At 41.7% G+C, this 13,172-nt stretch carries 15 protein-coding genes; all 15 read left to right on the plus strand.

Annotated features, from left to right (window positions below; translation table 11 throughout):
• Window positions 1-55 precede the first annotated feature (55 nt).
• The 15 genes from IX53_RS02085 (at window position 56) to IX53_RS02155 (ending at window position 13,167) form a co-directional block, all read left to right on the plus strand.
• Window positions 56-1,849, plus strand: coding sequence for a M3 family oligoendopeptidase (locus tag IX53_RS02085; protein WP_047753942.1), 1,794 nt, complete (start codon window positions 56-58; stop codon window positions 1,847-1,849).
• 187 nt (window positions 1,850-2,036) lie between these two features.
• On the plus strand, window positions 2,037-3,521 hold the full coding sequence (dnaX, locus tag IX53_RS02090; protein ID WP_245612773.1) for a DNA polymerase III subunit gamma/tau: 1,485 nt from the start codon (window positions 2,037-2,039) through the stop codon (window positions 3,519-3,521).
• Entirely contained in the window at window positions 3,514-3,882 is a 369-nt protein-coding gene (locus IX53_RS02095) for a YbaB/EbfC family nucleoid-associated protein (RefSeq protein ID WP_047753944.1), read from the plus strand. The genes dnaX and IX53_RS02095 overlap by 8 nt, the downstream gene beginning before the upstream one ends.
• Window positions 3,883-3,913: 31 nt before the next feature.
• Window positions 3,914-4,906 carry a type I glyceraldehyde-3-phosphate dehydrogenase gene (gap, locus tag IX53_RS02100; RefSeq protein WP_082128441.1) on the plus strand — a complete coding sequence of 331 codons (993 nt, stop codon included), beginning with the start codon at window positions 3,914-3,916 and terminating at the stop codon, window positions 4,904-4,906.
• Between the two features lie 62 nt (window positions 4,907-4,968).
• Window positions 4,969-6,189 carry a phosphoglycerate kinase gene (locus IX53_RS02105; protein ID WP_047753945.1) on the plus strand — a complete coding sequence of 407 codons (1,221 nt, stop codon included), beginning with the start codon at window positions 4,969-4,971 and terminating at the stop codon, window positions 6,187-6,189.
• The gene (gene tpiA / locus IX53_RS02110) at window positions 6,186-6,938 is read left to right on the plus strand and encodes a triose-phosphate isomerase (protein WP_245612744.1); all 753 of its coding nucleotides are present in this window, start codon (window positions 6,186-6,188) and stop codon (window positions 6,936-6,938) included. The genes IX53_RS02105 and tpiA overlap by 4 nt, the downstream gene beginning before the upstream one ends.
• Window positions 6,939-7,044: 106 nt before the next feature.
• Window positions 7,045-7,275: a hypothetical protein gene (locus IX53_RS02115; protein WP_047753946.1), complete on the plus strand. Its 231-nt coding sequence runs from the start codon at window positions 7,045-7,047 to the stop codon at window positions 7,273-7,275.
• Between the two features lie 14 nt (window positions 7,276-7,289).
• Window positions 7,290-7,574 (plus strand): cell division protein ZapA, encoded by a 285-nt coding sequence (locus tag IX53_RS02120; RefSeq protein ID WP_047753947.1) that lies wholly within the window; start codon window positions 7,290-7,292, stop codon window positions 7,572-7,574.
• Window positions 7,561-8,382, plus strand: a complete 822-nt coding sequence (gene murI, locus IX53_RS02125; RefSeq protein ID WP_047753948.1) for a glutamate racemase — start codon at window positions 7,561-7,563, stop codon at window positions 8,380-8,382. The genes IX53_RS02120 and murI overlap by 14 nt, the downstream gene beginning before the upstream one ends.
• 9 nt (window positions 8,383-8,391) lie before the next feature.
• Window positions 8,392-9,270 carry an RNase adapter RapZ gene (gene rapZ, locus IX53_RS02130; RefSeq protein WP_047753949.1) on the plus strand — a complete coding sequence of 293 codons (879 nt, stop codon included), beginning with the start codon at window positions 8,392-8,394 and terminating at the stop codon, window positions 9,268-9,270.
• Between the two features lie 13 nt (window positions 9,271-9,283).
• Window positions 9,284-10,213: a DNA-binding protein WhiA gene (gene whiA, locus IX53_RS02135; protein ID WP_047753950.1), complete on the plus strand. Its 930-nt coding sequence runs from the start codon at window positions 9,284-9,286 to the stop codon at window positions 10,211-10,213.
• Complete coding sequence (gene nrdR / locus IX53_RS02140; RefSeq protein WP_047753951.1) at window positions 10,210-10,680, plus strand: transcriptional regulator NrdR; 471 nt, start codon at window positions 10,210-10,212, stop codon at window positions 10,678-10,680. Before whiA ends, nrdR begins: the two co-directional genes overlap by 4 nt.
• Before the next feature lie 12 nt (window positions 10,681-10,692).
• A complete protein-coding gene (gene greA / locus IX53_RS02145) occupies window positions 10,693-11,169 on the plus strand; it encodes a transcription elongation factor GreA (RefSeq protein ID WP_047753952.1) in 477 nt (158 codons plus the stop codon).
• 14 nt (window positions 11,170-11,183) lie between these two features.
• Window positions 11,184-12,707, plus strand: a complete 1,524-nt coding sequence (gene lysS / locus IX53_RS02150; protein ID WP_047753953.1) for a lysine--tRNA ligase — start codon at window positions 11,184-11,186, stop codon at window positions 12,705-12,707.
• A gap of 1 nt (window position 12,708) precedes the next feature.
• Window positions 12,709-13,167 carry a GatB/YqeY domain-containing protein gene (locus IX53_RS02155; RefSeq protein WP_047753954.1) on the plus strand — a complete coding sequence of 153 codons (459 nt, stop codon included), beginning with the start codon at window positions 12,709-12,711 and terminating at the stop codon, window positions 13,165-13,167.
• Window positions 13,168-13,172 lie beyond the last annotated feature (5 nt).

Here is a 13,172-nt window from a genome sequence, read left to right on the forward strand (position 1 = left end):
GATTTTCTTTTAATCATTAAACCAATTCATCAACCAAAATTGAGGAGGTTACGCAATGAAAACAGGGGCGGAAAAAATTAGGTGGAACCTGAGCGAACTGTATGACAATCCGCAGTCACCTAACATTGAAAAAGATATCGCGACAATAAAAGGGGAAATTAATCGAATAGCCAAAGAACTTGATGAAATCCTGCGTAATGATCCTTCGCCCTTGAGATTGAAGAAAGCTTTTGAAGCACTGGAAGAAGCATACGAGAAAAATGGAAAAATCCTTATGTACGCGTTTCTTCTGTTTTCAGAAGATACCTCTAACCCGCAGGCAAACAAGCTAATGTTGAAAGCACAGGAACTTTTTTCTGAATTTGAGAACAAGCTCGTTGCTTTCAGACTGAAACTGGCAAAGTTAGCTGATAACGAATTTGAAAATCTTTTTGGTTCGGAACTCCTATCGAATTACAGACACTTCGCTGAAAAGGAAAGGAAACGGAAAGAATTCATGCTCTCAGAAAAAGAGGAGCAAATAATAAATTTGAAGAATCTAACTGGGAATCAAGCGCTTGCAAAACTTTATACTGAATTTGTCTCTTCCCAAAAATACGAAATAGAAATCGATGGAGAGAAGAAAATACTAAATGAAAGCGAAGTCAGGGCATTGAGGATGCATGAGAATTCCGAATTGAGGGAAAAGGCTTTTAAGGCACTATTCACAAGGCTGAAAGAACATGAAACGGTCTTCACAAATATTTACAACGCCATCGCGAAAGATTGGGTAATTGAAGCGAAGAAGCGGGGATTCCCCAACCCAATTAGTGTTAGAAACCTCGACAATGAAATTTCTGATGAAATTATCACCTCTCTGATTGAAACTACTACGAGAAACAATGATATCGTACACAGGTACTACAAACTGAAAGCCAAAATAATGAGAGCAAAAAGACTCAAACACAGTGATATTTATGCACCAATTGGTTCTTTAAAAAAGACTTACAGCTGGTCGGAAGCACGGGAAATGGTACTCGATGCTCTAAGCAAGTTTGACAGTAAAGTCGTTACTATTGTAAAGGAATTTTTTGATGCAAGCTATATACATGCTCCAGTGATGCGCAACAAGAGAGGCGGGGCTTTTTGTTACTATGTAGGTCCAAATGTACACCCGTACGTTCTTCTCAATTTCACAGGTCAGCTGGAAGATGTGATGACTCTGGCTCATGAGCTAGGGCATGGTTTACATGGCGTGTTATCGCAAAAGCAAACACTACTCAATTACCATACGCCTTTAACCCTAGCCGAAACTGCATCTGTCTTTTCTGAAATGTTGATGATGGACTACCTTCTAGACAAAATCGAGGACTGGGACGAAAAGATCTCCTTCATTGCTTCGAAACTTGAAAGTATGTTTGCCACTATGCACCGACAGAACATGTTCACACGCTTCGAAGTCATGGCTCATGAGGCTATTTCCGAACAATACATGACTTTTGACGAATTATCCGCCATCTATCGTCAAGAACTGGAAAGTATGTTTGGTGATTCTATTGAATATTTTGACTTCAGTGGTTACGAATGGGCAGGTATACCTCATATGTTCCATACACCTTTCTACTGTTACGCCTATAACTTTGCCCAACTGCTCGTTATCTCACTTTATGAAAAATATCTTGAAGACGGGAATCGCTTTATACCGAAATATCTTGAACTGCTTTCGAGCGGTGGGTCTGATTCGCCGGAAAAATTGCTTGCGAGAGTTGGGGTAAACCTAAAAGATCCCTCTTTCTGGCAACGTGGTTTTGATTTCCTTGTAAAACGTCTGTTGGAGCCTCTTGAAGAACTAATTCAACAGCGGGTATGAGCCCGCTTTTTTTCTATATGCCTGGATTACACTATTCAAATGTCTGATGAATTATGCGATGAATTGGGCAACCGGATATAGTTAAATAATTCACAATGTTCGCGAAAAGGAGATTTCATAAATATTCTGGGCAAAAACGCAGCTTTTTTGATATAATCATTTCAGAGTGGTGATAAAGTTGTCTGAAGTGCTGTACCGGAAATACAGACCCCGTAATTTCGAAGAAATTGTGGGCCAGGAACAAGTGAAGCAAGTGCTAAAAAAAGCGATAGCTGCTGATGATATCGCACATGCGTATATTTTCTATGGTCCACGCGGTACCGGAAAAACCACGACAGCCAGGATTCTTGCTAAGGCTGTTAATTGTTCAAACAAAGTGCCCTCTGAAAGGCCCTGTGGCGTCTGTGATTCGTGTAAGGCAATAGATAGTTCAAACTACATGGATGTTATAGAAATTGATGCTGCGTCATACCGTGGAATCGACGAAGTGCGTAAAATAAGAGATGCCGCTTCATACAGACCCACTATGGGAAGGTATAAAGTCTATATTATCGATGAATTTCACATGCTTACAAAAGAAGCTTTCAATGCTTTGTTGAAGACATTGGAGGAACCACCAGAACATATTCTATTTATCCTTGCAACAACGAATCTTGAAAAAGTGCCGGAAACGGTCTTATCTCGCTGTCAGATCTTCATTTTCAAACCCCTCAACAACGAAGAGATTATCAACTACCTCAAAAGGATCCTTGAAATTGAGAGAAAGAACTTTGACGAAAGGGGATTGGAGTTGATTGCCCGCGCTGCCCATGGTGGCATGAGAGATGCCGTGAACCTTTTGCAAAGAACACTTGTTTTCTCCGGGGCGATCAGCGAAAAAGTTGTTAGAGAAGTTCTTGGCATACTTCCTGATGAAGTAGTGGAAGAGTACCTTTCTGCTTTTTGTTCTGCCGATTACGACACTCTGATAAAGATATCCAAAAAAATGTCCGGATCGGGCTATAGTCTTGAAACATTGATTGATCAGGCTATTGAAAAAATTAAAGAGAACATTTCTTCAGGAAACGCTAGCGTTAAATCCGCTGTTGTTACTGTAAAGCTTCTCTGGGAAATTGCCCGAGAATTGAGGTATTCAGATGATAAAGGACGGACCTTTGAAACACTTAACATAATAAAATCAAATGAACTAGCTGGTCTTTATAAAATTGAAGCTAGCAACGTGAAACCAAGAAGTAATGTAGTCACAGCCTCTAACGAGGAGCGTAAACTTCTAGAACCTGAGGAAAAGATTAAAGCTGATGATACTGAAGACGATCTCTCACTCCTTCTGGATAGACTGTACTCCGAAGGTCATATTCTCACATGGACACTCCTCAGCCTCTCAAAAAAAGAAATAGAGGAGGCGGCAGATGGAGTCAAGAAACTCAAGGTTGCTTTTTCAACTGAAGATAGCCTTGCCAAAGCGATTTTTGAAGAACAATTCGAAAGTATTAACGAACTCGTAAGAACAAAGAATGGATGGGTGCTTGAGTTTGCTTCTCAGGAATTACGAACTGAAAAGGGGACAGATGTTCTTTCAAAACTCCCCCCAGAGCAACAAGAATACATGAAGAAGATAATATCGTTATTCGATAACGTGGAAATAGAGGTGGAGGAGGAAGAAGATGGCTAAAAAGATCAAGGGATTCGGTGGTCGCAGTTACGGACAAAAATCTAAAAAAGCTGGAGATCTAAATGAATTGCTCAAGCAGGCCCAAAAGGCGCAGGAGCAAATGGAAAGCCTCGAAGAATCGTTTAAAGACCTTGAAGTAAACGTATCAGCCGGGGGCGGGGCAATAAAGATTACCGCTACCTGTGATTACAGGATAAAAGCCATCGAGGTTGATGACGAATTAAAAGAAGAAGACTTTGAAATTCTTCAAGACCTCATCGTAGCCGGTGTTAATGAGGCCCTTGAAGCTATCAAAAAAAGAAGAGACGAAGAATATGCGAAGGTTACGGGATCTATGGGACTGCCGAAAGATATCATATAACTACAATCGCCGTATATAGGAGGTGTTAAGGGTGAAAGTTGCCATTAACGGATTTGGAAGAATCGGAAGACTGGTTTTCAGGGAAATGGTTAAGCGAGGAAACTTTGATATTGTTGCCATCAACGACCTTACAGATGCCAAGACGCTTGCCCATCTGCTCAAATACGACAGCGTTCACGGAAGATTTGGTGGCACAGTCGAAGCTGGTGAGAACGCTATTATCGTCAACGGAAAGGAAATCAAAGTATTCGCCGAAAAGAATCCGGGAAACCTTCCCTGGAATGACCTTGGTGTCGACATCGTAATCGAATCTACTGGTGTATTCAGAAATAAAGAAAAGGCCATGCCACATATTGAGGCGGGCGCCAAGAAGGTCTTGATTACTGCTCCTGCAAAGGGAGAAGTAGACGCTACTATTGTTCTCGGTGTAAACGAAGACGTTCTACAACCTGAACACACTGTCATCTCTAACGCTTCCTGCACGACAAACTCCATTGCACCTGTTATAAAAGTGCTCAATGATAAGTTCAAGGTTGTTAAAGGATTCCTTACGACCGTTCACGCCTATACTAACGATCAGAGGATCCTCGATCTTCCTCACAGAGATCTGAGAAGAGCTAGAGCTGCGGCTGCTAATACAATTCCAACCACTACCGGTGCAGCTAAAGCAGTAGGCATTGTCATCCCTGAACTCAAAGGCAGACTCGATGGAATGGCTTTAAGGGTACCTGTTCCGGATGGCTCCATAACAGATCTCACCGTTATTGTCGAAAAAGAGACAACAGCAGAAGAAGTAAACGCTGCAATGAGAGAAGCAAGTGAGACTTACCTTAAAGGGATTCTCGGTTATAACGAGGAGCCGATTGTTAGTTCCGACATCGTTGGCTCTACATATTCTGGAATCTTTGATGCTACTCTTACCTTCGTAAACGGAAACCTTATAAAGGTGAGTGCTTGGTACGATAATGAGTACGGTTACAGTTGCAGAGTAGTTGACCTTACTGAAAAAATCGCCAGCATGTAAATTCTTACTCAATGGGGCCTTCGGGGCCCCATTTTGCTAATTTTTGAACAGGAGGAATGTATATGGGCAGAAAGCTCACGATAAAAGATGTAGATTTAAAAGGGAAAAGAGTTTTAATGCGTGTTGATTTCAACGTGCCAATAGACAAGGAAACTGGTGCAGTTGCTGATGATACCAGAATCAGGGCTGCATTACCTACAATTGAATATGCTTTAAAACAGGGTGCCAGAGTTATCCTCACATCGCACCTGGGGCGACCTAAGGGTGTGAAAGACCCAAAATACAGCCTTAAGCCTGTCGCCAAAAGATTGGAAGAACTCCTTGGGCATCACGTTTCCTTTGTGGACGACTGTATAAGCGAAGGCGCTGTCAAAGTGGTAGAAGCTATGAAAGAAGGAGAAGTCGTACTACTCGAAAACGTAAGATTTTACAAGGAAGAAAAAAACAATGACCCCGAGTTCGCTAAAAAACTGGCAGCTCTTGGGGATATACATGTCAACGATGCTTTTGGAACAGCCCACAGGGCTCACGCCTCAAACGTAGGTGTAGCGCAGTACCTAACGAGTGTAGCCGGTTTTCTCATGGAAAAGGAAATAAAAATGCTGGGAAAAGCTGTCGAAAACCCTGATCATCCATATGTTGTTATCCTTGGCGGGGCTAAAGTTTCGGACAAAATCGGTGTCATAACTAACCTTCTCGAAAAGGCTGACAGGATTTTGATAGGCGGAGCAATGATGTTCACCTTCCTCAGAGCTAAGGGAATAAAAACCGGCGATTCCCTTGTCGAAGAGGACCGCATTGAACTTGCAAAAGACATTCTAAGGAAAGCAAGAGAAAAAGGAGTCGAATTTGTTCTTCCTGTCGATACAATAATAGCCAAAGAAATAGCCCCCGGCGCTGAGAAAAAGGTCGTTGGAATAGATGAAGGTATACCGGAAGGCTGGAAAGGGCTCGATATTGGTCCAAAGACCATAGAACTCTTCAAAGAGAAGCTTGCTGATGCAAAAACCATCGTCTGGAATGGACCTATGGGTGTTTTTGAAATTGATGATTTTGCCAGAGGTACTGAAGAAATTGCAAAAACTCTGGCATCTTTGAAAGATGCGGATACGATAATAGGCGGTGGCGATAGCGCAGCGGCTATCAACAAGTTCAATCTCGCAGATAAAGTTAGCCACGTCTCTACGGGTGGCGGTGCTTCTCTAGAAATGCTGGAGGGAAAAGTTTTGCCTGGAATCGCCAGCATAGCTGAGGAAGAAGATGTAAAAAAAAACGTAGAGTGACAATTGCCGGTAACTGGAAAATGAACAAAACCCCGACTGAGGCAAAACTTTTTGCTGGTCTTCTTGCTGCCGAGGTCGGTAGAGAAAGAGCACTGGATGTGGTGGTCTGTCCTCCATATATCGATTTGCCGGTAGTGACTGATGTCCTGAAGGATACTGAAATAGGCGTTGGAGCACAGAATATCTATCCAAAAGAAAGCGGTGCTTTCACTGGAGAAATATCAGTATTGATGCTCAAAGATCTGGGTGTGAATTATGTAATCGTCGGTCATTCAGAGAGACGACACATTTTTGGAGAAACGGACGAATTAATAAATGAAAAGGTCAGGTTTGTACTGGAGAACGCTCTGACGCCTATTTTCTGTATTGGTGAAACCCTCGAGGAAAGAGAATCAGGAAGAACATTTGAAGTGCTGGAAAGCCAGGTTGTTAAAGGACTCAAGGGTGTGGAACTCGAAGATATCTTGAAGGTAATTGTGGCTTATGAACCCGTCTGGGCAATTGGAACCGGAAAAGTGGCTACCCCTGAACAGGCCGATGAAGCTATGGGATTTGTCAGACAATTAATTGGCAAACTCTATGGCTGGCAGATAGCTGAGCAAATCAGAATTCTTTATGGCGGAAGCATCAAGCCTGAAAACTTCGATAGTCTGATCAAAATGGAAAACATAGATGGTGGCCTTGTAGGTGGTGCCAGTTTGAAGGAAAGTTTCATTGACCTTGTGAGGATAGCAAAAAAATACCTCTAATATTTCAAAATGAAAGGGCTGCATTGTGGCCCTTTCATTATTGTTTCGTGAGAACACATTATCTGCATGAGGAATGATGCTATAATTTTGTGTAGGGGGTGTTCGAATGAATCTCTACGAGGAGCTTGAGCTTGTTATAGACAAGATGGTAGAGGAATTCAACAAATTAAAAAAAGAGAACGAGCAACTCTGGGCACAACTGGAAGCATCCGAGAAACAGAAAGAGGAATTACAGGTTAGAGTTAAAGAGCTCGAACTAAGACTAGATACCGAAAGAAAAACGATAGAAGAATTGATCAAAAGAATCAGAGGAAATCTCGGGAACCGTGAAGATTAGGGGGCATTTTTTCGATGAGAAGGCCTGTTGTTCTAAAATTGGGTGAAAGAGAGTTTGAATTTATCACAAATGAGCCTCAAAGTATTGTTGATGAAGTATTCAATGAAATCAGTCAAGAATTTGCTTTGCTTGAAAAAGATGTGGAGAAAGCGGGATTTGAGAAAGTCCTCGTTGCCATGCTCGTCAACATGACAACAGATTTCATCAAAGCAGAGAATGAGCTTAAAAGACTGAAAGAGAAATACAACGAAGTCTTAAAGGATTATTACAAAGGACGTGGGAGGATTGCAAAGGATTAAAATAGGTGTTTATGATTCAGGTGTAGGTGGCCTTACAGTTCTAAAACACCTTATAAAAAAGATCCCTAATGGGATTGATTTTTTTTATTTCGCTGACACTGCAAGGGTTCCATACGGCTCAAAACCGCCGTTTCTGGTACGTAGTTTCATTACTGAGATATTTGGCTTTTTCAGATTTCTGAATATTGATGCGATCGTTACCGCTTGCAATACCACCGATTCTTTGCTGTTAGAAAGCGAAAAACGTGGTCTATGGGTACCCTTTTTCAGTATCATAGATCCTGTTATTTGGCATATGGAAAATGTCGTGTCCTCTGGAAGTTCTGTGGCAATAATAGGAACAGAAACAACTGTGAGACGCTCTGTATATTTGAGAAAACTCATAGGAAATAAAAACATAAGCAGAATATCTCAGAAGGCCTGTCCGTTATTCGTGCCGCTGGTTGAAGAAGGTCTCAATGACAGTGAACTTGCCAGAAGAATTGTATCTTATTACCTCGAAGAACTCAAGAAGTTTTCACCAGATTTTCTCATATTGGGTTGTACGCACTATTCTTATTTAAAAACTATCATAAGTGAATATATGGGAGATCGAACGACATTAATCGATCCAGCTAACTATGTATCTGAACAAGTTATTGGTTGGCTGGAGAATATTGAGCCTCGCGAAAAATCCAGCGTGCAATTTTTCGTGACAGGCAGCGCAGAGGATTTCAAAAGAAAAGCCTCAAAGCTTATGGGATTTGATATAGATCTCGATGTTAATCACGTTGATCTTGAAAAACTCAACGAATTGGCTCGTCTGTGAGGTGTAAGGATGGCGGAACGTAATATGATAATATTAACGGGGATGTCTGGAGCGGGAAAGACTTCGGCATTGAAGTTCCTCGAAGATTTTGGCTTTTTCTGCGTAGATAACGTTCCACCAGCTGTTTTCAGAGATTTGTACGAGATCCTGAAGCGTGGTGAGATGGACAATCTCGCCGTAGTTATTGACGTAAGGGCCATTTCTAAATTCGGGAAAGCGGAAACACTCATCGATGAGATTAAAAAGTCCCAAAGCAACCTTGGAGATGTAGCGGTGAAAATTATTTTCCTCGATGCCGACGATGAAATCATCGGATATCGGTACGGAAAAACAAGACGGGCGCACCCTTTAATGAAGGACTATTCTCTGTTAGAAGCCATCCGGAAAGAACGAGAAATGATGAAACCTCTAATGGAGATCGCAGACGAAGTTATCAACACATCGAATATGGACATGAAAGAGATGTATGAACGGCTCCTTGATGCGATAAAGAAAGAGCTGCATGAAATACCTCCAATACGGGTTATTATAGAAAGTTTTAGCTATACAAATGGCATTCCACAGGATGCGAATCTCGTTTTTGATGTACGTTTTTTGCCCAATCCGTACTATATATCAGGTCTGTCTGAATTAACAGGAAAAGATGCCAAGGTCAGTGCATTCTTAGAGAAGTTCGAGAGACTAGGAGAGTATTTTTCAGCCATAAAAAAGATTTGCGATATCACTGTAGAAGAATTTGGTTTAAGCGGGAGAAATCAGATAAAAATAGCCGTTGGTTGTACCGGTGGTAAACACAGATCAGTCTATATTGCAGAAAAATTGTATAGAGCGATGCAAGATGAAAGCAGAAATGTGACCTTAAGACACAGGGAACTCCAGAGAATTTAACAGGGGGATTCTAATGAGCTTTGCTGATAAAATCAAAGATGAAATTTGTCATCTCAACATCGAAAATGATCTGGAAAGCCGTGCAGAATTTCTGGGATATGTCAAATCGAGAGGTTCTCTGAGGATCAGCGCCGGAGAAAAGTACCTGAGTATTTCTATTGGGTCCATTGCGAGTCTTAAAAGACTGTACATGTTATCCAAGAAGCTCGAACTTGTACCCATAGAGACTAATATCGTCGAGGAAACGAAATTGAAACATCGCAGGGGCGGGGAGATTCTGTATTCATTTGACAAGATTTACGATTTCCTTGAGAGGTTCGGTATTTCCATTTTAAGTGATGATATACCAGATTTTGTAAAGCATGATCCTGCTTATTTCGGTGCATTCATTAGGGGACTCTATCTAGCTGGTGGCTCCATCGTCGATCCTTCTAGGGGTTATCATCTGGAAATCTCCCTTGATACAACGAAAAATTTTGTTCTCAATCTATTAAAACACCTATCGCGTGTATTTAATATAAAAGCCGGATATGTTGAAGTTGGGAAGAAATACAAAGTATATATAAAATCATCCAGAGATATAGTTGAACTGCTATCACTTATGGAAGCATCAAGAGCTGTTTCTGTGCTGTTGAAAGCTGTCGAAGTCAGGCAGATAAGAGGAAATGTAAGCAGAACTCTCAATTTTATCACAGCCAATGCAAATAAATCGGGGCAGGCAATGGCGAAGCATGTGAAGGCCATCAGAACAATAGAGAAAAAGCTCGGTCTTGAAAAGTTACCGGCAGAACTGGCAAGAGTTGCGAAGTTAAGACTTGAGTACGAGGATCTGAATTTGCGAGAACTTGGAGAACTTATGGATCCGCCTATGAGTAAGTCAGCTGTGTTCAACAGGTTGAAAAAATTGCAAAAGATTGCTGAGAGGCTGGAGGGGGAAAAATGAAATGTCCCTTTTGTGGAAGTATTTCGACGCGAGTGATTGACACGAGAACTACGGACAGTGGTAGCGTTGTGCGAAGACGAAGAGAATGTGAAGATTGTGGTGGGAGGTTTACCACATACGAGAGATTCGAACAAAGACCAATCTTCGTGGTGAAAAAAGACGGCCGCCGACAAAGATTTGACCGTCAGAAGATTTTATCCGGTATTATGAAAGCCTGTGAAAAGCGCCCGGTTACCCTTGAAGAAATGGAAGAAATGCTCACTGAGATCGAGCAGAAGGTTCAGAAACTTGGAAAGTCAGAGGTTTCTACTCTTCAGATTGGTGAACTTGTCATGGAAAAACTTAAAGAAAAGGATAGAATCGCATATGTTCGGTTCGCTTCTGTTTACAAAGAATTCAGAGATCTGGACCACTTCATGGATATAATTAGTGAATTGAAAGATGAGTTAAAAATAAAGAATCGTTAAGGAGGGATACAAGTGACTAAAAAAGAAGTTATTTATCTCACGAAAGAGGGGTATGAAAGCCTTAAAAAGGAACTAGAAACATTACGGAAGAAATTAATGTATGAAATAGCCGAAAGGATAAAAGAAGCGAGGGAGCTTGGAGATCTGAGCGAAAACAGCGAATATGACGAAGCGAAAAACGAACAGGGCAAAATAGACAGCAGGATTAAACAACTTGAAGAGATCCTCAACAATGCTGAGATAATTGAGGATAACGGCGACAATTCAATCATACGCATAGGCAGCAAAGTTCTTTTAGAAAACCTTGAGAACAAGGAAAAGTTAGAGATCAGACTAGTTAACACCCACGAAGCAAACATTTTTGAAAACAAAATCAGCGTGGATTCGCCCATTGGAAAGGCATTGCTGGATAGACACGTAAACGAGGAGCTTATTGTCAGAGCGCCATCGGGAAATATCAAATATAAAATCCTAGCCATTACAAAATAATGGAGGGCTGAGCCATGAATGAGGAAATCAGACAACAGAAAATACAGAGCATCAACGAGTTGAGAGAGCTTGGGGTTGAGCCTTATCCCTATCGATTCAACAAATCTCACCCCGCTGCAAAGATTAAGGAGGAGTTCGACTACCTTCAAGCATCCGAGACCAAGGAAGATGTTGCTCTCTCCACTGCCGGTAGAGTCATGGCGTTACGGCATCATGGGAAATCGGCTTTTTTTGTACTCAAAGACGATTCAGGAAGAATCCAGGCTTACATAAGGAAAGATTCTGTTGGTGAAGAAAAATTCAAGCTCTTCAAAAAGTACGTAAGTCTCGGTGATTTTGTTGGTATTGAAGGCTTTCCCTTCCGGACTCACACGGGGGAAATGTCCGTATACGTTCAAAACTTCAAAATCCTTTCTAAAGCCATCAGAACGCTCCCAGAAAAGTGGCATGGCCTGAAAGATAAGGAGATTATTTATAGACAGCGTTATGTTGAAATGCTATCAAATGACGAAGCTCTTGAGAGATTCAAGAAAAGATTTGAGCTCTTAAGACTCATCAGAGAATTCCTCAACCAGAGAGGTTTTGTCGAAGTTGAGACACCGATACTGCATACTGTCACTGGCGGTGCATCTGCAAGACCCTTTGTGACACACATCAACGTTTTTGACGTAGATATGTTCATGCGAATTGCTGAAGAGCTATATCTAAAAAGGTATCTCGTGGGGGGATTTGAAAGGATCTACGAAATTGGCAAGAATTTTAGGAATGAGGGCATTTCATTCAAGCATCATCCAGAATTTACCATGATGGAGATATATCAGGCCTATGCCGATTACGAAGACATGATGGAACTCACCGAAGCTTTGATAAGCACAGTTGTTGAAAAGCTGACGGGCAGTACAGTGATTGAATACCAGGGTAAACAAATCGATTTCTCAAGACCCTGGAAAAAGGTTAGGATGAGAGATTTCATAAAAGAACGGCTTGACGTTGATATTCTGGAAGACAGCGACGAAAGGCTGCTTGAAGTCCTTGAGAAACAAGACAGCGTTCCAGAAATAAAAGAACGTGGACACCTAATTGAAAAACTCTGGGATCTTGTGGAAGATGAGCTCGTCGCTCCGACCTTTGTTTTAGAACATCCGGTGATTATATCGCCACTAGCAAAAAAACATAGAAAAGACCCGCGGGTAACCGAACGCTTTGAATTGGTAATCAACGGAATGGAATGTGCCAACGCTTTTAGTGAGCTAAATGACCCCATCGAACAGTACAGAAGATTCCTTCATCAGGCGGGGTTACGTGATGCCGGTGATGCAGAAGCACATATGATGGATATGGATTTCGTCAGAGCACTGGAATATGGTATGCCTCCTACAGGTGGCTTGGGCATTGGACTGGATAGAATATTGATGTTTATTACGAATTCACCGAACATCCGTGATATAATTCCTTTCCCCCTTGTTAGACCGGTTAGTTTTGCAGAAGAAGAATTCGCTGTAGAACAAGCTGTGGAAGAAAACGGGAAGGAGGTATAATATGGACCTTTATGAAAGGATACAAGCTGAAATAAAGGCCGCTATGAAGGAGAAGAATCAGATAAAACTCACTGCTTTGCGTTCTGTTGTGGCAGGTGTAAAGAACTTCCTGACCTCTTCAGCTGAAGCCAGAAATAGCGAAATAACGGATGAACTCGTGCTAAATATTCTTTTTAAAGAAGCTAAGAAGCGTGAAGAGTCCATTGAAGCATACAAAAATGCTGGCAGAGATGATCTCGCTACTTCTGAAGAAGCCGAGCTAGCGGTTTTGAAAGAATTTATGCCCAAATTGCTCTCCGAGAGCGAGATCAGAGAAATTGCCATAGAAGTGATCGATGAGATCGGAGCATCGAAGCCTTCGGATCTCGGTAGGGTCATGAAAAAACTCATGCCTCGCGTCAAAGGCAGGGCCGATGGTAAACTTGTTAACCGTATAGTGAGAGAGCTCTTGGAGTGCTGACGGAT

Origin of the sequence: Kosmotoga pacifica (genome assembly GCF_001027025.1) — a bacterium.
Lineage (GTDB): Bacteria > Thermotogota > Thermotogae > Petrotogales > Kosmotogaceae > Kosmotoga_B > Kosmotoga_B pacifica.

Coding starts and splice junctions, on each gene's coding strand:
- IX53_RS02120 (WP_047753947.1), top strand. CDS start 7,290: ATGAGAAGGCCTGTTGTTCTAAAATTGGGTGAAAGAGAGTTTGAATTT.
- whiA (WP_047753950.1), top strand. CDS start 9,284: ATGAGCTTTGCTGATAAAATCAAAGATGAAATTTGTCATCTCAACATC.
- IX53_RS02095 (WP_047753944.1), top strand. CDS start 3,514: ATGGCTAAAAAGATCAAGGGATTCGGTGGTCGCAGTTACGGACAAAAA.
- IX53_RS02155 (WP_047753954.1), top strand. CDS start 12,709: ATGGACCTTTATGAAAGGATACAAGCTGAAATAAAGGCCGCTATGAAG.
- IX53_RS02085 (WP_047753942.1), top strand. CDS start 56: ATGAAAACAGGGGCGGAAAAAATTAGGTGGAACCTGAGCGAACTGTAT.
- lysS (WP_047753953.1), top strand. CDS start 11,184: ATGAATGAGGAAATCAGACAACAGAAAATACAGAGCATCAACGAGTTG.
- IX53_RS02115 (WP_047753946.1), top strand. CDS start 7,045: ATGAATCTCTACGAGGAGCTTGAGCTTGTTATAGACAAGATGGTAGAG.
- nrdR (WP_047753951.1), top strand. CDS start 10,210: ATGAAATGTCCCTTTTGTGGAAGTATTTCGACGCGAGTGATTGACACG.
- IX53_RS02105 (WP_047753945.1), top strand. CDS start 4,969: ATGGGCAGAAAGCTCACGATAAAAGATGTAGATTTAAAAGGGAAAAGA.
- rapZ (WP_047753949.1), top strand. CDS start 8,392: ATGGCGGAACGTAATATGATAATATTAACGGGGATGTCTGGAGCGGGA.